Here is an 18,680-nt window from a genome sequence, read left to right as displayed (position 1 = left end):
AAACGACCAGTCGCCGCCCCTAAGATGCAATGAACCGATCAGATTCTGGCGCCTGCTCGTCATGGCCCGTGGCCGTGCCCGGGAGCCGCCCCGGGGCGCGGTTCCAGGGCATCCGGGACCACGGCAGGGCCAGCCGGCTCTGGTCGGACACCTCGTGCGGGGCGAGGTCCGCGATCCGCGCGGCCTCGCGGTGCCGGGCGTAGACGGTGTCGACGTAGCGGTGTCCGGTGTCGGCGGCGATGAAGAGGACCGTCCGCCCGGGGGCGCGGTCGCGTTCGTGGCGGGCGGCGAGGTAGGCGGCTCCGGCCGACAGGCCCGCGAAGACCGCGTGCCGCCGCAGCAGGTCGACGCCGCCGGCCAGCGCGGCGTCGAAGGAGATCCAGTGCAGGGTGTCGTACAGCTCGTGGGAGACGTTCCCGAAGGGGATGGAGCTGCCGATCCCGGCGATGATGATCTCGGGGTCGGGAACGTGTTCCGCGCCGAAGGTGACGCTGCCGTAGGGCTGGACGCCGACGAGTTGGACGTCGGCCGGGCCCTCGGGGTGCGCGGGGCCGCCCCGCAGGTAGCGGGCGAGGGCGCCGGTGGAGGCCCCCGATCCGACGCCGCCGACGACGGTGAGTCCGTCCGCGCCGGTCGCCTCCCTGATCCGGTCGGCGACCGCGCGGTACCCGAGGTAGTGGATGTCGTCGTGGTACTGCCGCATCCAGTGGTACTCGGGGTGTGCGGTGAGGATCTCGTGGACCCGCTCGACGCGCCGCTTCTGGTCGAGTTTGAGGTCGGCGCAGGGCGCCATCTGCTCCAGCGTCGCCCCGAGCACGGCGAGTTGGGTGCGCAGCGTGTGGTCCACCGTCGTGGAGCCGACGATGTGACACCGCATGCCGTGCCGGTGGCAGGCCAGGGCGAGGGCGTACGCGTAGATGCCGCTGGAGCTGTCGAGCAGGGTGTCCCCGCGCCGTACCGCACCGGTCTCCAGCAGGTGGCGGACCGCGGCGAGCGCGGAGACCACCTTCATCGTCTCAAAGCGCAGGCAGACGAGCCGGTCGTCGAGACGTATCAGGTCCGGCCGGCCGACGGCCTCCGCCACGTGCTGGTCCATCGGGGATCTCCTTGGTCGAGGTCGAGGTGGAGGTGGTGAAGGTGCGGGTGGCGGGGATGCCGTGGGAATCCAGGGCGCGCAGACAGCTGCGCACGCGGTACCGCAGGCCCGGCGCCGCCGGGTCGAAGAGCACGCCCGCCACCGAACCGCTGTGCGCGATCTGCACGCCCACCGCTCCGGCCCGGCGGGCGATCGAGGTGAGTGCGTCGAACTCGGGGTGGCCGAGCGCCTGCCGGCCGCGCCACGCGCTGGCGGTGGCGACCTCGCCGAGCAGCGGTACGTCGCCGGTGGCCACGGCCCGCCGCAGCAGCGTGCGCAGCCGCTCGTAGGCCCGCACGTCGTCGTCGGCGGTCTCGGCGGGCGGCCGCACGGGCAGGGACAGGGTGTCCACGGGCGCGCCGCCGCCCAGGGCGCAGCCCACCACGACCAGCGGGGGCAGGGCCGGGCCGAGGACCTCCAGGACCCGGCCCTCCCGCTGGGCGAACAGGGCCGGGCGGGCGTCGAGCATCAGCGGATCGCTGGCCAGCTCCGCCCGCACGGCCAGCCGGGCGATCGTGTCGGGGGCGAGCCGGCGGCCGTAGGAGTCCGCGACCGCGCGCACGGTGGCGATGACGTCGCTGGTGGAGCTGCCCATGCCCAGGCCCACCGGGACGTCACCGGTGAGCCGCAGCTCCCCGCCGCAGGGCGGCTGACCGGTGCGCTCCGCGCAGTGCGCCACCGCGAGCGCGGCGGCCCGCGCGGCTTTCGTCCGGCCGGCCGGGCGGACGGTGAGCGCCCCGGGCTCCGTCCCGGGCCGGCGGAGGAACTCGGCGCTGCTGCCGGGGCCGGCCATGGGGAGGGTGACCAGGCCGGCGCACCGGCGTCCGTCGCCGTCGAGGAAGACGCCCTGGAGGAGCTCGCCGTGGTGGCAGGGCGCGTGGCCGGTGCCGGTGGGGAGGTCACCGGTGGCGGCTGCCGTCGGGCGGCCGGCGGGGATCACGCGCCGCCCGCCGTCCGGTAGCGGTACAGGGTCGTCTCCTCGGCGCTGAACTGGGAGAAGGGGAAGGGTTCCGCGGACAGGGCGGTCACGCCCGAGCCGAGGAAGGCGCGGGCGACGGCGCTGCCGGACTGTGCGTAGACGATCAGCGGGACGTCCCGGCTCCGGCAGCGTTCGAGGATGGTGTCGAACGAGCCGTTGCTCAGGGTCATCCCGGTGGCCACGACGGCTTCGGCGGTCTCCAGTACCTGGTGCATGTCGTCGGTGACGGGGTCGCCCCACTGGGTGGCCTTGAGGTTGAAGTCGCAGGGCAGGGGTTCGCCGCCGCGTCGGCGGATCGCCGCGACGAGCGGGTTGACGACGCCGATGAGGCCGACCTTGGCGCCCTCCTCGATGTCCAGGAGGCCGGCGATGGCGGCGTCGCGGGCCTTGGCCCGTACTTCCGGGGTCCCGGCGGGCAGGGTGACGGGTTCGGCGTCGCCCGCCTCGCCGGCCAGGCGGTGGGGGCGGGTCTCGCTGAGGTAGGCGTCGAGGGCGGCGATCCGCAGCGGCCGGGGGGCCTCGCGGAGCAGGACGTCGAGCGGCGTGCCGGAGGAGTCGCGGCAGACGGAGGGGTCGGTCTCGCCGGCTTCGAAGGCGCAGCCGCCGAAGGAGCCGCCGAGGCGGACCAGGACGTACTGGTTGAGGTAGGTGGTGTCGCCGCCGGCCAGGCGGGTGCCGTGGTGGATCCAGAACACGCTGGTCGCGACGAGCGTGGAGGGGAGCGGGCCGTGTTCGCCCGCGAGGACGGCTTCGAGGAGGCCGTCGACGGTCCGGGCGGGGGTGGGATGTGTGCGGGTCATGGCGTTCCTCTTCACGGAGCGGGTCGGGGTGCGGGGAGCGGGGGGCCGAGCGGCCCGCGGTAGGTGACCGCGGGGTGTCCGAGGGCGTCGGTGGTGAGTTCGGCGTCCACCTCGAAGACCTCGGCGAGGCGTTCGGCCGTCAGGACGGCGGCGGGAGTGCCGGAGGCGATGAGGCGGCCGTGGTGCAGGAGCAGCAGCCGGTCGCAGTACCGGGCGGCGAGCGACAGGTCGTGCAGCGCGACCAGGACGGTCTGTCCGGTGCCGGTCAGCAGCTCCATCAGCTCCAGCTGGTGTTTGACGTCGAGGTGGTTGGTGGGTTCGTCGAGGAGGAGCCCGTACGGTTGTTGGGCCAGGGCGCGGGCGATGTGGGCGCGCTGCCGTTCGCCGCCCGAGAGCGCCTTCCAGGAGCGGCCGGCGAGCGCGGTGAGTCCGACGCGTTCCAGTGCGGCGGTGATCACCGCCCGGTCGGTGGCGTCGGCTCCGCGCCAGCGGTCGCGGAACGGGGTCCGCCCCAGGCCCACGACCTCGGCGACGCGCAGATCGCTGTCGGGGCCCGAGTCCTGTTCGACGAAGGCGACGTGGCGGGCGATGCGGCGCGCGCTCCAGTGGCGTACGGACTCGCCGTCGTACCGGACCGTGCCCGAGTCGGGTGGCCGCAGCCCGGCCAGGCAGCGCAGGAGCGAGGACTTGCCCGAGCCGTTGGGGCCGAGCAGTCCGACGGTCTCGCCGGGGGCGATGTCCGCGCTGACCGCGCGTACGACCGGCGTGCCCGCGACCGACCAGCTCAGTTCTTCCGCGGTGATCCTCACAGCTCACCCCTCCTGCGCAGGACGAGGAGGAAGAGCGGTACGCCGAGCAGGGCGGTGATCACGCCGACGGGTACCTCTCGGGGCGCGAAGGCGATCCTGGCCAGCGCGTCCGTCCACACCAGGAACACCGCGCCCGCGAGCGCCGCGTGGGGCAGCAGCACGCGGTGCAGCGGCCCGACGAGGAACCTCACGCCGTGGGGGACGATCAGCCCGACGAAGCCGATGGCCCCCACGGTGGCCACCGCCACCGCGGTCAGCGCGGCCGTGACCACCAGCAGCAGGGTCCTGGTGTGCCGTACGCCGATCCCCAGCGACGCGGCGGTGTCGGTGCCGAAGGCGAGCCCGTCGAGGGCGTTCGAGCAGAGCCACGCCGCCGCCAGCCCCAGCGGGGTGACGACCGCGCAGACGACGACGGTGTCCCAGCGGGCCGGTGCCATCGAGCCCAGCAGCCAGTGGGTGACGGCCCGCGTGGTGTCCGCGTCCGCGGAGGCCATCAGGACGAGCGAGGTCAGCGCGGTGAACAGCTGGCCGACGACGACACCGGTGAGGACGATGCGGACCGAGTCCAGCCCGGTGCGCCGCAGGAGCAGCAGGAGGAGTCCGAAGGAGAGCAGCGCGCCGGCGAGCGCGCCGCCGGTGACGCCGAGGGTGCTCGCGCCGACCCCGAGGACGACGACGGTGACGGCTCCCGCCGACGCGCCCGAGGAGACTCCGAGCAGGTAGGGGTCGGCCAGGGCGTTGCGGGTGACCGCCTGGAGCACGGTGCCGCACACGGCGAGCGAGGCGCCGACGAGGGCGGCCATCAGGACGCGCGGCAGCCGCAGGTCCCAGATGAGGGAGTCCAGCAGGGGCGGCAACGGCGCCACGTCCAGGCCGAGATGGGTACCGAGGACACGGGCGAGCCCGCTCCAGCCCACATCGGCGGTGCCGATGCGCGCGGCCGCCGCCACCGAGCCCGCCAGGGCCGCCGCGGCGAGGAGGAAGAGGGTCGTCCGGGCTGCCGCGGACCGGCCGGGGCGCCCTTCCGTACGGGCGGATCCGGCGGGCACGGGCCGGGGGGAGTCCCCCGCGGCCGTGCGCCCGCGGGCCGTCGGGAGCAGGAGGTCCGCCGCTCCCCTCCGGGTGAGCGGGTCAGCGGACATGCCCGAGGTCCTTCATGCCGTCGGCCAGCAGCCCCAGGGCGTGTACGGAGCGGACCGAGGGGTCCAGCTCGATGCCCGGCACTTCGAGGATCTTGTTGTCGCGGACCGCGGCCAGCTTCGAGATCACCGGGTGACCGGTCATCGTGGCGCGCTTCTCGGCGGCGCTGTCGCCGGGGCGGCCGCGCTCCGACAGGTCGCCGATGACGATGAAGTCGGGGTCGCGTTCGGCGACTTCCTCCCAGGAGACCTCCGGCCAGTCCTCCTCGACGTCGTCGAAGGCGTTCTTCGCGCCGACGATCCGGCTCATCTCGCTGGGCAGGCCGGTCCGGCCGGCGACGTAGGGCATGCCGTTGAAGACGGAGTAGAGGTAGACCACGGTCGGCTGGTCCGCGCCCCGGGGAACCTTCGCGGCGTTCTCCCCCGCTTTGGCGACCGCGGCGCGCTGGTCGGCGGCCAGCCTGCCGGCCCGCTCCTCGGCGCCGAAGATCTTGCCGAGGCTCTCGTAGTCGGAGAAGAGGAGCTCGAAGGGGGTCGTGCCGGGCGGGTTCTGCTGCGGGCAGTCCACTGCGCTGACGAAGGTGGGGACCTTCAGGGTGTCCAGCTCCTCGCGGGTGCCGGCCCGGTCCTTGGCGAAGAGGTCCGTGGATCCGGCGACGACGAAGTCGGGTGTGGCGGTGCGCAGCTGTTCACCGGTGGCGATCTTGGGGGCGATGACCGGGATCTTGGCGTACGCGGCCTCGTACGGGGCGGGGACCTTGGTCTTGAGGTTGGCGGTTCCCGCCATCCGGTCCTGGAGCCCGAGTTCGAGGAGGGTCTCGGTCGAGGTCTGGTCCAGGGTGACGGTCCGCTCGGGCGGTCCGGCGAAGGAAAGCCGCCGGCCGCAGCTCGTGACGGAGGCCGCCTCGGCAGAGGCGCGGGCGGCGGGTGCGGAGTCCGGGCCGGGGCCTTCGCCGGAGGCGGCGGCGGAGCAGCCCGCGGTGGCGAGGGCGACGGTCAGGGCGATGCCGAGGCGGACGGGGTGGCGCATGGGGTTCTCCGGTCTGTGGGCGTGGGTGTTGTCGTGCACCGGGCAGGAGTGCAGCGATTCGAAGGGTACTGTAACGGTAATCATTTTCATTAACGACCCCCGGGGTGTCCGCCGCCGCACCGCACCCCGCCTCCGAGGAGCAGCCACACCGTGACCACCACACCCGCACCGATACCGGCCAAGTCCGGTACACCACAGCCCCGTTCAGTCCTCCGGGACCCCTCGTTCCTGCGCCTGTGGGCCGGCACCACCGCCTCCGGTCTCGCGACCTGGGCCCTGCCCTTCGTCCTCGGGCTCGCCGTACTGCACCGCGACCTCGGCGCCGCCGGACTCGGCCTGGTCCTCGCCGCCCGCACCGCCGGCTTCCTCGCCGCCGTCTCCGTCGGCGGCGTGCTGGCCGACCGGCACTCCCGCCGCGCGGTCGTCCTCTGGTCGGCCCTCGCGGCGGCGGTCGCCGCGCCCCTCCTCGCCGCCGGACTCGGCCGCTCACTGGTCCTGATGACGGCCGCCGCCGCGCTCGCGGGCGCCGGACAGGGTGCCTGCCGCCCGGCGTTCCAGGCGCTCACCGCCGAAACCGTCGAGCCCGGGCGCCGTCAGCAGGCCAACGCCGCCCTGACCCTGGCGGTACGCGGCTCCACGCTCGCCGGCCCCGCCCTGACCGCGCTGCTCGCGGCCTTCCTCGACATCCGGACGCTGCTGCTCGGCATCGGCGTGCTCTGGCTGGTCGCCGCGCTCGTCCCCGGCAAGGGGGCCGCCACCGCGGCGGACCCGGCCGCCGGGCCCGCGCCGCGCGCCGGATTCCGCGCCGAGTTCCTGGAGGGGGTGCGCGAGGCGCGCCGCCACCCCTGGTTCCTCGCCGGGCTCGGGGCCCTCGTCGCGGTCATCGGCCTCGGGTACTCCGCCACCAGCGTCGCGCTGCCCCTGATCAGCCGGGACCGCTACGGCACCGAGTGGGTGCTGGCCGCCGCCATGACCGCCTACACGGTGGGCGCGCTGGGCGGGGCCCTGATCATCGCCCGCCTGCGCCCGCGTTCCCAGGGCTGGGCCGCCTTCGCCGGGCTGGCCGCGTACGGTTTCGCACCGTTGAGCCTCGTGCTGCCCGTGCACCCCGTCGTGGTCGTCGCCGCGTACGCGGTGGCGGGGATCGGCATCGAGCTGTTCAACGTGCCCTGGTTCACGGCCACACAGCGGGAGGCCGCCCCGGACAAACTCGCCCGCGTCTCCTCGCTGGACTTCCTGGTGTCCTACGGTCTGGCGCCGGTCGGCCTGGTCCTGATCGCCCCGGCCATCGACGCGTTCGGGGTCACCGCCGTACTCGCCGTGTGCGCCGCCGCCTGTTTCCTCGTACCGGCCGCCGCGGCGCTCGTGCCCACCGCCCGCCACTTCGCGCGGGCGGCCCCGGCGCCGACGGACTGACCACGGCGGCCGCCGCGCCACGGGCGGGTGGCCCCGTGCCGGGGCCGCCCGCCCGCCGGGGTCAGGCGCCCCAGCGCAGGGCGATGGTGTCGCCCACGTTGATGACCTTCTCGCGCAGGGCGCCGGCGAAGGCCGAGCCGTCGACGCTGACCTTCCAGGTGTTCGCGCCGCTGTTGGCCTTGCCGTTGACGGCGGTGATCGTGCCGGTGCCCGACGAGGGCGTCACGCCCGTGACGCAGCCCGACGGGGTGGCGGCGCCGGTGGCGGCGGCCAGGACGTCGCCGAGGGTGGTGGTCGTCCCGGTCGGCGTGAACGCCACCGAGCACACCTTGAGGTTGCCGGCGCCGTCGTCGACGGTCAGCGCCAGCTTGGTGGCGGTGCCCGCGGTGAACGTCGACTGGGCGACCCACTGCGGGGCGCCGGGGGTGACCGGGACCGGCGGGGCGGCGGTGAAGCCGCCGCCGACGACGCCGCGCAGCGCGTCGATGGAGGCGTAGGCGGTCGGGCCGGTGTCGGACGGCTTGTACTTGAAGCCGCCCGCCGGGTTGTACTGGTTGGCGATCAGGAAGTCGATCGGGGTCTTGCCGTTGGCGGTGAGGAAGTCCCCGGTCTGCGGGTTGATGCCGCAGGCGTTGAGGCCGGCGACGCCCCAGCCGTTGGAGCTGGTGTTGACGCCGTAAAGGGAGTTGAAGGCACCGGAGTTGGCGACGAGCTTGCTCTTCAGGAAGTTCTTGGCCTGGACGACGTCGGCGTCGGTGTTCGGGACGCCGGAGACGCAGAGCGCGGCCATCGCGGCGCCGGTCATGTCGACGTCGCTCGCGGAGTTCAGGACGGTGGGGTTGCCCTCGGCCTTGTTGTAGGTCCAGCCGCCGTCCACGTGCTGGTTGGCGCGGATGCGCGTGACCATCGAGTCGGTCAGGGCCTGCGGGACGCGGGCGCCGCCGGCCTGCGTCTTGGCTCCGCCGAGCGAGAGGGCCGCGAAGACGGTGCCGTTGAAGTTCCCGGACGGGCCGAAGTAGCCCGCCTCGGCCGTCTGCCAGTAGGAGTAGACCTGCGCCACGAGGTTGCGGGAGGCCGAGACGCGGGCCGGGTCGATGCCGGCGGCGTACGCGTTCAGGGCGGCGCGCTCGTAGTCGGTGACCACCGGGGCGCCGGAGGGCCAGCCCGCCGTGGACAGCAGGTTGCGGTAGACGGTCCGGGCGTTCTTCGTCGTGTCCCCGCCCGGCGCCACGTCGGCGACGGCCGTACCGGCCGCGGCGAAGGCGGTGAACGCCCACTCGTTGGACAGTCCGGAGCCGGCGTACGAACCGTCCGCCGCCTGGAGCGACTTGAGGTAGGCGACACCGTTCGTCTTGGACGTGGAGATCTGCGCGGGCGACGAGGTCGCGGACGCGGGCAGCGCGGTGAGGGCGAAGGCGCCGAGCGCGGCGGGCACCGCCAGCGCGAGGCGGCGGGAGGTACGGGGACGGGACATGGCCTGCTCCTGGAAATCGGCGGACGCCGGTCCCTCCCCGCTCACGCCGCGCGTCACCGCGCACGGAGCTCGGGGCACGGCAGGGCAAGGCCGGGGAACCGCCGTCCGGAACGCGTGGTACGGCTTCCTGTGGTGCATCGCCGTATGGGCATTCGGGCTCGGAAACGGCCCCCGCCGTTCCACACCGCTGCGCGTCAGCTCCGGCATCGCACCGGATTCCCCCATGTGGCAGCCCAGGACGCTACCCGAGCGGTCAGGGGACCGCCAGCCTCCGCTTCCGGGGGCGGACCGCGGCGGTCCAGGATCGGTCGGCTGAGACTCATGCCACCTTGACGCGTCGTCGGGATCCGTGTTGCACTCCGGCTGATAACTGCTCAGCACCAGGGGAAGCCGGTCGAATTCCGGCGCTGACCCGCAACCGTAGGCCCGGTACGTCCGGGCGAGCCGGATTGCCTGGGGCCGGGCCACAGTACGAAGAACGCCGTCGCGGATTGCGGTGTGGTCGTCGCAGCCTCCCCATGGCCCGAGAGCCGTGCGGGGGTTCCTCGCCACGTGCGCAGCCGCCCGGCAGAGACGAGGGGCCGCGGTGGGGACCGAACAGCAGGCGAAACGGCAGTCGGGAACGAGACGGCGGTTCTTCTCCCTCGTGACCGCGGCCTTCCTGACGCTCGGGTCGGGAGTGGCCTTCCTCACGGTTCCCTCGTCCGCGAACGCCGATCCGGTCGACCAGTGCACCGCGGCCAACGGCGCCGTCGTCGCCGTGGACTTCGGCCCCTTCGGCGGCAAGGTAGAGCGCGGCTGCGACACCACCCCGACGACCGGGTACGAGCTCCTGCACACGGGGGGCTTCACCACCAAGGGCACCGTCCACGACGGTGACGGATTCGTCTGCCGGATAGGCACCGGCTCCTTCAACACCGGTACGGAGTACCCCACTCCGGACAAGGAGGACTGCGTCCTCACCCCGCAGGCCACCGCCTACTGGTCGTACTGGATCGCCTCGCCCGGTCAGAAGAGCTGGACCTACAGCCCCCTCGGCGCCATGTCGCGCACCCCGAAGCCCGGTGACGTCGACGCCTGGGTGTTCGGCGGCACGGACATCGGCGGCACCTCGGGCAAACCCTCCTTCTCCCCCGACGACGTGCGCGCCGGAGGCGGTTCCCCCTCGCCGGACCCGACCGGTCCGACCGGACCTCCGACGGTGCCCCCGGGCGGGGTCGACGTGGCCGCCGCCACCCGCTGGCTCACCGGGAAGCTGACGGACGGGGAGCGCGTCGTCGACGAGGGCTCCACCACCCCGAACCACTTCCTCACCACCGAGGTCGTGTACGCGCTGGCCGCCGCCGACAGGAAGAGCCCGGCGGCCCGGAAGGCGGCCGACTTCCTCGCCACGCCCGCGGAGACGGACGCGTACGCCTACCCGGCGGGCAAGGACGGGATCCCCGACGCCACCGCCGCCGCCCGGCTGGCGCTCGCCGCCGAGGCCACGGGGAAGGACCCCCGCGCCTTCGGCGGGCACGACCTGCTCGGGGACCTGGTGAAGTACGTCTGCCCCAGGGACATCGGTGACGGGGACACCGTCGAAGGCTGCCTCACCAAGGGTGACTTCCGCACGACGGGCCAGTCCGATGCCCAGGCGATGGCCGTGATCGCCCTGCTGAACGGCGGCGTGACGCCTCCCGCCGACGCCGTGAACCGGCTGACCGGCCTCCAGTGCGAGGACGGCGGCTTCACCGGCATCCTCATCCGCTCCGGCGGCTGGTGCGACAGCGACGCCGCCTCCACCGGCCTGATCGCCCTGGCCCTCAAGCGGGCCGGCGGCCACGACGCCGTCGTCGAGAAGGCCCGCGCCTACCTCAAGAAGTCCCAGCTGACGACCGGCTCCTGGCCCTCCGCCGCGTACATGACCACGGGCAGCCCGAACTCCACCGGCTGGGCCGCACAGGCCCTGCGGGCGCTCGGCGACACCGGCCACGCGGACGCCGGCACCTCCTGGCTGTCCCGGCACCAGTTCCCCGAGGGCGGCTTCGGCTTCGAGGAGGACGACACCGAATCGCGCGTGTTCGGCACCACCCCCGTCGTCGTGGCGGGGGCGAAGAGCGACCTGGTCGCGCTGACCACCGGCAAGACCGACCCGACGCCAACACCCACGCCGACGCCTACCCCGACCCCGACCGAACCCAAGCCCACGCCCACGCCCACCGGCCCCATCCCGCCGGTCCCGCCGGGTGAGGGACCGGACGTCAAGAAGGGCGTGACGTACCTCACCGGCCCCGCACGCCTGATCCAGGGCCGCTTCTACGAGAACGAGCCGGGCGGGCGCCGTGCCGACTACGGCATGACCATCGACGGCGCCTACGCCCTCGCGGCCACCGGCGGGGACGACGCGACGCTGCGCAACATCGTCGACTTCCTCGACAAGGGCGGCAAGGACGGCCAGAACCGGGGCATCCACGACTGGACCCTCATCGGCACGAAGTACGCGAGCGGCGGCTCGATCGGCAAGGTGGCCGTGCTCGCCGAGGCCGTGGGCCGCGATCCCCGGAACTTCGGCGGCCAGGACCTGATCGCCTCGCTCTCCAAGATCACCTGCCAGGCCAAGACCTCGACCCGCCAGGAGTGCGCGGCGAAGGGCAACTACGCGTACGCCACCTCCGTCTTCAAGCAGTCGCTCGGCATCATGGCGCAGGTCCGCGCCGGTGAGACGGCGGCCGCGGCCGAGCCGATGGCCTACCTCAAGAGCCTCCAGGACCCCTCCGGCGGCTGGGTCAGCCTGATCGGCGAACCCAGCGCCACCGAGGTCGACTCCACCGCCATGGCCGCCATGACCGTGGACCTGTTGCCCGACGCCGACTCGCAGCGGGCCGTGGACAAGGCACTGGCCTGGCTCGCGGCGCAGCAGAAGGAGGACGGCGGTTTCAAGGGCGCGTCCGGGAACTCCGTCAACTCCGCCGCCCTCGCGATCCAGGGTCTCTCGCTGGACGCGCGGAAGTACGGCGCCGAGATCTCCAAGGCCCGCGCGTTCCTCGCGAGCCAGCAGAACACCGACGGCGGCTTCAACGTCGCCAAGGACAGCCAGCCCGGTTCCGACGTCCGTGCCTCCACCCAGGCCATCAGCGGCACCACCGGCATCTCCTTCGGCACCCTGACCCGCAGCCTCGACGGCACCACCCCCGAGCCCGTCCCCAGCACCACGGGCGGAACCACCGGCGGAACGACCGGCGGCACTGGCGGAACCACTGGTGGCACTGGCGGAACCACGGGCGGCACCACCGGCGGCACCGGCGGCACTACGGGAAGCACCACCGGCGGCACCGGCGGAACCACAGGAAGCACGGCCGGCTCGTCCTCCGGTTCTTCCTCCGGTCCCGTGATCGTGACCCCGGGCGAGGAGACCGCCGGGACGGGCTCGACCGGCGGGACGAACACCTCCGGAGGGACGAACACCTCGGGCGGAACCAGCACCTCGGGCGGAACGACCACCTCCGGAGGAACAGGTGCCTCCGGCGGAACGGCCGGCGGCTCCGGATCCGGCTCGGGCTCGGGCTCCGGCCCGGCCCCCGCCCCGGGCGGCGTCCTCGCCTCCACCGGCGCCCAGCTCGGCGGCCTCGCCGCCGCGGCCGTGGTCCTGGTCTTCGGGGGCTGGGGCGTCACCCGCGCCGCGAAGCGCCGCAGCGGAACCACCGGAGGCCGCGCGTGAACGGCAACCGCGTGCTGCCGCGCGCCCTGGCCCGTGCGGCCGCCGCGCTCGGGCTGACGGTGGCGGCGTTCGCCGCCACCGCGGCCCCGGCCGGGGCGGCCCCGCAGCCGATGGGCCAGTGCACCACCTCCTCCGGCGTCGTCCTCGCCGTGGACTTCAGCCACTGGGGCGGCCCCGTCTACCGCTCGTGCGGTACGACGCCCACCACCGGCTACGAACTCCTCAACCAGGGCGGCTGGGCCACCACCGGCACCGGCCACGACGGCCCCGCGTTCATCTGCCGCATCGGCTACAGCGGCCACCAGGGCGGCCGGCAGTACCCGACCCCGCAGCAGGACGACTGCGTCCTGACCCCGCCCGCCTCCGCCTACTGGTCGTACTGGCACGCGAACCCCGGCCAGAACACCTGGGAGTACAGCCAGCTCGGCGCCATGCTCTACAAGCCGAAGCCCGGCAGCGTCGACCTGTGGGTCTTCGGCGGCACGAACATCGAGGGCACCGAGGGGCGTCCGAGGGTGACGCCCGACCAGCTGCGCGCCAAGAACGCCCAGCCGGCCGGCGGCAGCCGGCCGGTGCCGAAGGACACCCGCACGGCGGCACCCCTGCCCCCGGACGTCAACACGGGCCCCAGGCCGGAGAACCCGCCGCCGGCCGATCCGCCGCCCGCCCGGACGGCTCCGTCCCCGACCCCGACACCGGCCCCGCCGACCGCGGAGAGCCCTTCGCCGACGGCCTCCGAGAGCGCCCCGCCCCCGCCCACCGCGACCGGCACGCCCTCGCCGTCGCCGACCCCCTCGGCTCCGGCAGCGGCCGCGGCGCCCGCCCCCGGTCCCCAGGTCGTCGACGCGGCGCCCGCCGCCGACGCGGAGCACGACGCCGGCTCGTACCTGCCCGCCGTCGCCACCGGAGCGCTGGTGCTGCTGATCGGCGCCGCCGCCGTGTACGCGGCCAAGCGCCGCCGTCGTACGGAGTAGCCGCGTGTCACGCACCACCACGGCCGCGGCCAAGCCGCCCGTATCCGGCCCCGCGCCGGACGCGGGCGGCCGCCGTCTGCCCCGCACCCTGCACCCGGTCGCCTGGTGGATCTGGGCGCTCGCGCTCGCCACCGCCGTCAGCCGCACCAACAACCCGCTGCTGCTCTTCCTCGTCCTCGCGGTCCTCGGCTACGTCATCACCATGCGCCGCACCGAAGCCCCCTGGGCCCGCGGCTTCAAGTACTACCTCTACCTCGCCCTCACCGTCGTCGCGATCCGGGTGCTCTTCCGTGCCGTCTTCGCCACCGGCATCACCCCGCGCGACCACTTCCTGTTCTCGCTCCCCCACATCCCCACCCCCGACTGGTACGCCGGGATCCAGCTCGGCGGCCCCGTCTCCCTGGAGGCGCTGCTCTCCGCCGCGACCGACGGGCTGCGCCTGGCCTGCATGCTGTGCTGCATCGGCGCCGCCAACACCCTCGCCAACCCCAAACGGGCCCTGCGGATCCTGCCCGGAGCCCTCTACGAGCTGGGCGTCGCCGTCACCGTGTCCATCAGCGTCGCGCCCCAACTGGTGCAGAGCGTCCAGCGCGTGCACCGCGCCAAGCGGCTGCGGGCCGGCCGCTCCAAGGGCCTCCGGGCCCTGCGCGGGATCGTCGTCCCCGTACTCGAAGACGCCCTGGAGCGCTCGCTGCGCCTGGCCGCCGCCATGGACTCCCGCGGCTACGGCCGCGCCGGCACGGCCACCCGCCGCTCCCGCCGCGCCACCGGCGCCCTCATGCTGCTCGGCATGTGCGGACTGTGCGCCGGGGCGTACGGCCTCCTCGACGCCACCGCCCCCAAGCTGCTCGGCCTGCCCGCCATGGGCGCGGGCGCGCTGCTGTGCTTCGCCGGCCTGCGCCTGGGCGGGCGCCGCGTCACCCGGACCACGTACCGCCCCGATCCCTGGCGCTTCGCCGAATGGGCCGTCGCCGGATGCGGGGTCCTCTCCGCCGTCCTGCTGTTCACGAACGTCGGCTTCAACGCCGCCGAGCTCAACCCCTCCATCTATCCGCTCAGTTGGCCCACCCTGCCGCTCGTACCCGCGGCCGCGGTCCTCCTCGCGGGCACCGCCGGGTTCCTGGCACCGCCCCCGAGCACGCCCGCCCGGGCGGCCGTACCCGCACAGCGCACCGAGGAACCCAAGTGATCACCTTCGACCAGGTCACCGTCCAGTACGAGGACACGGCCGGACCCGTTCTCCGCGACGTGGACCTGACCGTCGAGGAGGGCGAGCTGTGCCTGGTCGTCGGCCACACCGGCGTCGGCAAGTCCACCCTGCTCGGCGCCGTCAACGGCCTCGTCCCGCACTTCACCGGCGGCACCCTGTCCGGCCGCGTCCTCGTCGACGGACGCGACACCGCCCGGCACCCGCCCCGTGAACTCGCCGACGTCGTCGGGGTCGTGGGCCAGGACCCGCTCGACGGCTTCGTCACCGACACCGTCGAGGAGGAACTCGCTTACGCGATGGAGCAGTTGGCGGTGCCGCCGGCCACGATGCGCAAGCGCGTCGAGGAGACCCTCGATCTGCTCGGGCTGGCCGACCTGCGCCACCGCGCCCTGCACGAGCTCTCCGGTGGCCAGCAGCAGCGGGTGGCCATCGGCTCCGTGCTGACCGCCCATCCGCGCGTCCTGGTCCTGGACGAGCCGACCTCGGCGCTGGACCCCACCGCGGCCGAGGAGGTCCTGGCCGCCGTCACCCGCCTCGTCCACGACCTGGGCGTGACCGTCCTGCTCGCCGAGCACCGGCTGGAGCGAGTGGTCCAGTACGCCGACCGCGTCATCCACCTGCCGGGGGACGGCCTCGTCGTCTCCGGGGCACCCGCCGAGATCTTCCGTACGTCCTCCATCGCGCCGCCCGTCGTGGAACTCGGCCGGACCGCGGGCTGGTCCCCGCTGCCGCTGTCCGTCCGCGACGCCCGCCGCGCCGCCGCCCCGCTGCGCACCCGGCTGACCGACCGCACGCCCCCGCCGGTCCGGCCCGCGCCCCCGGCCGGCCGGCCGGTGCTCCTCACGGCTCGCGGCGTCACCGTGGCGTACCACGGCGTACCGGCGGTACGGGAGGTCGGCCTGACCCTGCACGGCGGCGAGATCACCGCGCTCATGGGCCGCAACGGCTCGGGGAAGTCCTCCCTCCTGTGGGCCCTCCAGGGCTCGGGGCCGCGCAAGGCGGGCTCCGTGGCCGTCGGAGGTCCCGCCGGTTCCACGCCGCGGGATCCGCAGAAGCTGTCCGCGGCAGCGGCCCGCGGCCTGGTCGGCCTGGTCCCGCAGACCCCCACCGACCTCCTCTACCTGGAGTCCGTCGAGCAGGAGCTCGACCAGGCCGACACCGAGTCCGGCGTGACGCCGGCGGCCACCGCGTCGGCCCGGAGCATCCTGGACCGGCTGGCGCCGGGCATCCCCGGCGCCACCCACCCCCGCGACCTCTCCGAGGGCCAGAAGCTCGCCCTGGTCCTCGCGATCCAGCTCGCGGCGGCCCCGCGCGTCCTGCTCCTCGACGAACCCACCCGCGGACTCGACTACCGCGCCAAGAGCGAGCTCATCCGGATCGTGGACGACCTCGCCGCCGAAGGGCGGGCGGTCGTGATCTCCACCCATGACGTGGAATTCGTGGCGCGGGCCGCGGACCGGGTCGTCGTGATGGCCGAAGGGGACGTCGTCGCCGACGGCCCCACCAGCGAGGTCATCGTCGCCTCCCCCGTCTTCGCCCCCCAGACGGCCAAGATCCTCGCCCCCCTCCCCTACCTCACGGTCGCCCAAGTGGCGGCGGCCCTTCCCGCCGACGAGACGGACCCGGCCTCATGACCGCACGCGCCGCCGCCATCCGGATCAACGCGCGGGCGGGGATCGTCATCGCCATGGCCGCGTTCCTCGGGGTCGTCGCGTTCTTCTGGCCGTTCCTCGTCGCTCCGGGCAAGTTCGGCTCCCACTACGCCCCGCCCCTGATCTTCGGCGTGCTGCTGGTCATCGTGCTGTGCGTGGTCATCTCGGAGATCGCCGAGGGCGGCATCAACTCCAAGGCCCTGGCGATGCTGGGCGTCCTGTCGGCCGTCAACGCGGCCGTCCGCCCGCTCGGCGCGGGCACGGCCGGCATCGAGACGGTGTTCTTCATCCTGGTGCTCGCCGGGCGCGTGTACGGCCCCGGTTTCGGCTTCACCCTCGGCTGCACGTCCCTGTTCGCCTCCGCCCTGATCACGGGCGGGGTGGGGCCCTGGATGCCGTACCAGATGTTCGGCTGCGCCTTCGTCGGCATGCTCGCCGGGTTCCTCCCCCGGGCCACGGGCCGCAAGGAGGTCGCGATGCTCGCGGTCTACGGATCGGTGTCCGGGTATCTCTTCGGGTTCCTCCTGAACCTCTCCTTCTGGCCGTTCTCCCTCGACCCCAACAGCTCCGTCGCCTACCTGCCGGGTCTGCCCTTCACCGAGCAGTTCCAGCGGTACCTCGCCTTCGACCTGGCGACCTCCCTCGGCTGGGACACCGGCCGGGCCGTCACCAACTTCGTCTGCGTCTGCCTGGCCGGCCCCGCCGTGCTGACCGTGTTCCGCCGCGCCGCCCGCAAGGCCCGCTTCCAGGCACCGGTCCGCTTCGAACCCCCTGACCGGGGATCCCGGCCGGGGGGTTACAGTGGTGGGAGCGAAGGGGAGTAGTCCTGCGATACCGCTGGTCGACACACTGGATGTCCTTGGGCATCCCGGCCACCGGGCCCTGCATTCTGGGCGGACGAGACCTTCGGCTACGGCATGACCAGGCCCACATGACCATGTGGGCTGCTTCGTCGTGCCGGGCCGAGTGGTTCTTCCCATCGCCCAGCACGGGTGCCGACGGAGCCTGAGGCCCGGCCCCAGCAGAAAGACCCCGGAATGTCCCTCGACCCTGTGGCGATCCTCACCGCCTTCGGGCTGATCTTCCTCGCCGAACTGCCTGACAAGACCATGTTCGCCTCATTGGCCATGGGCACCCGTATGCGGCCCCTGTACGTGTGGTTCGGCACCTCGACCGCCTTCATCGTGCACGTCGCCATCGCCGTGAGCGCCGGCAGCCTGCTCTCCCTGCTGCCCGACATGGCCGTCAAGCTGGTCTCCGCCGCCCTGTTCGCCTTCGGTGCGTTCGTGCTGCTCCGCAGCGGGGACGACGACGAGGAAGACGGCGCCGGCAAGATCGTGACCGGTTTCTGGCCCGTCTACACCACCGCGTTCACGGCCGTCTTCATCAGCGAGTGGGGCGACCTGACCCAGATCACCACCGCCAACCTGGCCGCCGCCAACGGCTGGCTCCCCACCGCGATCGGTTCGGCCCTCGCCCTGATGTCCGTCTCCGCACTCGCCCTCGTGGCAGGGCAGTTCATCGCGAAGAAGGTGCCGCTGAAGACCGTCCAGCGCATCGGTGCGCTCTGCATGGCAGGTCTCGCCGTCTGGACCCTCGTCGAGGCCTTCACCGGCTGACCCGGTGGCCCGCCTCCGCCCCCGGAGGCGGGCCAGGAGCCGGTCCCCCGCTCCGCAAGTGGGCGGTACCGGGGGTGCGTTCGCGTCGTGGCCCGTACGTTCGGCGTCGCCCGGCGGCGGACCGGACCGGAGGGGGCCGGGCACCGGGTGGTCACGGGTAGGCTGTCGGCACAGCTGGTTCGCCCCTGCCACCAGGCGGGACGCGTCGTAAGAGGGAACCCGGTGGGAATCCGGGACTGCCCCGCAGCGGTGAGTGGGAACGACCGCCGTCATTGAGCACTGGGCCCGAACGGGTCCGGGAAGCGACGGCCAGTAGGTGTCGCCCGAGTGGGCGGCGCGCCCGCGAGTCCGAAGACCTGCCCGCTGGCCGTACGGCGATGCGCCGTGCGGTGGTCCCGAGGGCACCCCCGGGGCCTTCTGGCGCGACTCGCGAAGGAGAGTTGACGTGGCTGACCGGACCACCACCGTGAGGTGCGTTTCCAGGACCCCGGACGAGTACCGGGGCGCCTCGGGGCCCGTGACGGGTGCGGCCACCGCCCCGTCGGCGTTCGCCGCCCCGGAGCCGACCACCCCGTAGCCCCGGAGCCGAGCCCCTGCCGGCTTCCGTCGGGCATCCCCCGTCGGGCCCGCCCCAGGACGTCGCGTCCTGCCGGGCACTGCCGTGCCGTCCTGTCGGCCGGAGCACGGGCCTCGGCGCGAGACCCCGCGCAGCCCCGCGAGCCCTCACTACCCGGATCCCGCCC

15 protein-coding genes and 2 riboswitches are annotated in these 18,680 nt (G+C 73.9%); of the genes, 8 read left to right on the top strand and 7 right to left on the bottom strand.

Annotated features, from left to right (window positions below):
* Positions 1 to 19 precede the first annotated feature (19 nt).
* From AC07B0_RS07245 to AC07B0_RS07220, 6 genes are read right to left on the bottom strand one after another with little or no spacing between them, the layout of a single operon-like run.
* Positions 20 to 1,096, bottom strand: coding sequence for a pyridoxal-phosphate dependent enzyme (locus tag AC07B0_RS07245; RefSeq protein ID WP_356876556.1), 1,077 nt, complete (start codon positions 1,094 to 1,096; stop codon positions 20 to 22).
* A complete protein-coding gene (locus tag AC07B0_RS07240; protein ID WP_478897152.1) occupies positions 1,017 to 2,075 on the bottom strand; it encodes a GHMP family kinase ATP-binding protein in 1,059 nt (352 codons plus the stop codon). The genes AC07B0_RS07245 and AC07B0_RS07240 overlap by 80 nt, the downstream gene beginning before the upstream one ends.
* Positions 2,072 to 2,914, bottom strand: coding sequence for a Rossmann-like domain-containing protein (locus tag AC07B0_RS07235; RefSeq protein ID WP_478897150.1), 843 nt, complete (start codon positions 2,912 to 2,914; stop codon positions 2,072 to 2,074). The genes AC07B0_RS07240 and AC07B0_RS07235 overlap by 4 nt, the downstream gene beginning before the upstream one ends.
* A gap of 11 nt (positions 2,915 to 2,925) precedes the next feature.
* Positions 2,926 to 3,723, bottom strand: a complete 798-nt coding sequence (locus tag AC07B0_RS07230) for an ABC transporter ATP-binding protein (RefSeq protein ID WP_478897148.1) — start codon at positions 3,721 to 3,723, stop codon at positions 2,926 to 2,928.
* A complete protein-coding gene (locus AC07B0_RS07225) occupies positions 3,720 to 4,865 on the bottom strand; it encodes a FecCD family ABC transporter permease (RefSeq protein ID WP_478897146.1) in 1,146 nt (381 codons plus the stop codon). Before AC07B0_RS07225 ends, AC07B0_RS07230 begins: the two co-directional genes overlap by 4 nt.
* The gene (locus AC07B0_RS07220; protein WP_478897144.1) at positions 4,855 to 5,892 is read right to left on the bottom strand and encodes an ABC transporter substrate-binding protein; all 1,038 of its coding nucleotides are present in this window, start codon (positions 5,890 to 5,892) and stop codon (positions 4,855 to 4,857) included. Before AC07B0_RS07220 ends, AC07B0_RS07225 begins: the two co-directional genes overlap by 11 nt.
* A 150-nt stretch (positions 5,893 to 6,042) precedes the next feature.
* Here AC07B0_RS07220 and AC07B0_RS07215 point away from each other — a divergent pair, with 150 nt between their 5' ends.
* Positions 6,043 to 7,308, top strand: coding sequence for an MFS transporter (locus tag AC07B0_RS07215; protein ID WP_478897142.1), 1,266 nt, complete (start codon positions 6,043 to 6,045; stop codon positions 7,306 to 7,308).
* Positions 7,309 to 7,369: 61 nt separating this feature from the next.
* Here the strand turns inward: AC07B0_RS07215 and AC07B0_RS07210 are convergent, their stop codons facing one another.
* Complete coding sequence (locus AC07B0_RS07210; protein ID WP_478897140.1) at positions 7,370 to 8,782, bottom strand: prenyltransferase/squalene oxidase repeat-containing protein; 1,413 nt, start codon at positions 8,780 to 8,782, stop codon at positions 7,370 to 7,372.
* Between the two features lie 131 nt (positions 8,783 to 8,913).
* A riboswitch (cobalamin riboswitch) is annotated at positions 8,914 to 9,042 on the bottom strand.
* A gap of 326 nt (positions 9,043 to 9,368) precedes the next feature.
* Here AC07B0_RS07210 and AC07B0_RS07205 point away from each other — a divergent pair.
* The 7 genes from AC07B0_RS07205 to AC07B0_RS07175 all read left to right on the top strand — a co-directional run bounded on the left by AC07B0_RS07205 (position 9,369) and on the right by AC07B0_RS07175 (position 18,514).
* On the top strand, positions 9,369 to 12,482 hold the full coding sequence (locus AC07B0_RS07205; protein WP_478897138.1) for a prenyltransferase/squalene oxidase repeat-containing protein: 3,114 nt from the start codon (positions 9,369 to 9,371) through the stop codon (positions 12,480 to 12,482).
* Positions 12,479 to 13,456 (top strand): hypothetical protein, encoded by a 978-nt coding sequence (locus AC07B0_RS07200; RefSeq protein WP_478897136.1) that lies wholly within the window; start codon positions 12,479 to 12,481, stop codon positions 13,454 to 13,456. The genes AC07B0_RS07205 and AC07B0_RS07200 overlap by 4 nt, the downstream gene beginning before the upstream one ends.
* A 4-nt stretch (positions 13,457 to 13,460) precedes the next feature.
* Positions 13,461 to 14,645, top strand: a complete 1,185-nt coding sequence (locus AC07B0_RS07195; RefSeq protein WP_478897134.1) for an energy-coupling factor transporter transmembrane component T — start codon at positions 13,461 to 13,463, stop codon at positions 14,643 to 14,645.
* The gene (locus AC07B0_RS07190; protein ID WP_478897132.1) at positions 14,642 to 16,300 is read left to right on the top strand and encodes an ABC transporter ATP-binding protein; all 1,659 of its coding nucleotides are present in this window, start codon (positions 14,642 to 14,644) and stop codon (positions 16,298 to 16,300) included. Before AC07B0_RS07195 ends, AC07B0_RS07190 begins: the two co-directional genes overlap by 4 nt.
* On the top strand, positions 16,297 to 17,142 hold the full coding sequence (locus AC07B0_RS07185; RefSeq protein ID WP_478865679.1) for an ECF transporter S component family protein: 846 nt from the start codon (positions 16,297 to 16,299) through the stop codon (positions 17,140 to 17,142). The genes AC07B0_RS07190 and AC07B0_RS07185 overlap by 4 nt, the downstream gene beginning before the upstream one ends.
* A 213-nt stretch (positions 17,143 to 17,355) precedes the next feature.
* Positions 17,356 to 17,937 (top strand): TMEM165/GDT1 family protein, encoded by a 582-nt coding sequence (locus AC07B0_RS07180; RefSeq protein WP_469377987.1) that lies wholly within the window; start codon positions 17,356 to 17,358, stop codon positions 17,935 to 17,937.
* A 158-nt stretch (positions 17,938 to 18,095) separates the two neighbouring features.
* Positions 18,096 to 18,315, top strand: a riboswitch (cobalamin riboswitch).
* Between the two features lie 67 nt (positions 18,316 to 18,382).
* Positions 18,383 to 18,514 (top strand): hypothetical protein, encoded by a 132-nt coding sequence (locus AC07B0_RS07175; RefSeq protein ID WP_356876584.1) that lies wholly within the window; start codon positions 18,383 to 18,385, stop codon positions 18,512 to 18,514.
* Positions 18,515 to 18,680: the final 166 nt, after the last annotated feature.

Source organism: Streptomyces sp. NPDC044704, assembly GCF_056433525.1.
Note: the sequence above shows the minus strand (reverse complement) of the source record. Positions and strands in the feature narration are given on the sequence as shown.

Coding starts and splice junctions, on each gene's coding strand:
- AC07B0_RS07245 (WP_356876556.1), bottom strand. CDS start 1,096: ATGGACCAGCACGTGGCGGAGGCCGTCGGCCGGCCGGACCTGATACGT.
- AC07B0_RS07235 (WP_478897150.1), bottom strand. CDS start 2,914: ATGACCCGCACACATCCCACCCCCGCCCGGACCGTCGACGGCCTCCTC.
- AC07B0_RS07225 (WP_478897146.1), bottom strand. CDS start 4,865: ATGTCCGCTGACCCGCTCACCCGGAGGGGAGCGGCGGACCTCCTGCTC.
- AC07B0_RS07220 (WP_478897144.1), bottom strand. CDS start 5,892: ATGCGCCACCCCGTCCGCCTCGGCATCGCCCTGACCGTCGCCCTCGCC.
- AC07B0_RS07210 (WP_478897140.1), bottom strand. CDS start 8,782: ATGTCCCGTCCCCGTACCTCCCGCCGCCTCGCGCTGGCGGTGCCCGCC.
- AC07B0_RS07185 (WP_478865679.1), top strand. CDS start 16,297: ATGACCGCACGCGCCGCCGCCATCCGGATCAACGCGCGGGCGGGGATC.
- AC07B0_RS07180 (WP_469377987.1), top strand. CDS start 17,356: ATGTCCCTCGACCCTGTGGCGATCCTCACCGCCTTCGGGCTGATCTTC.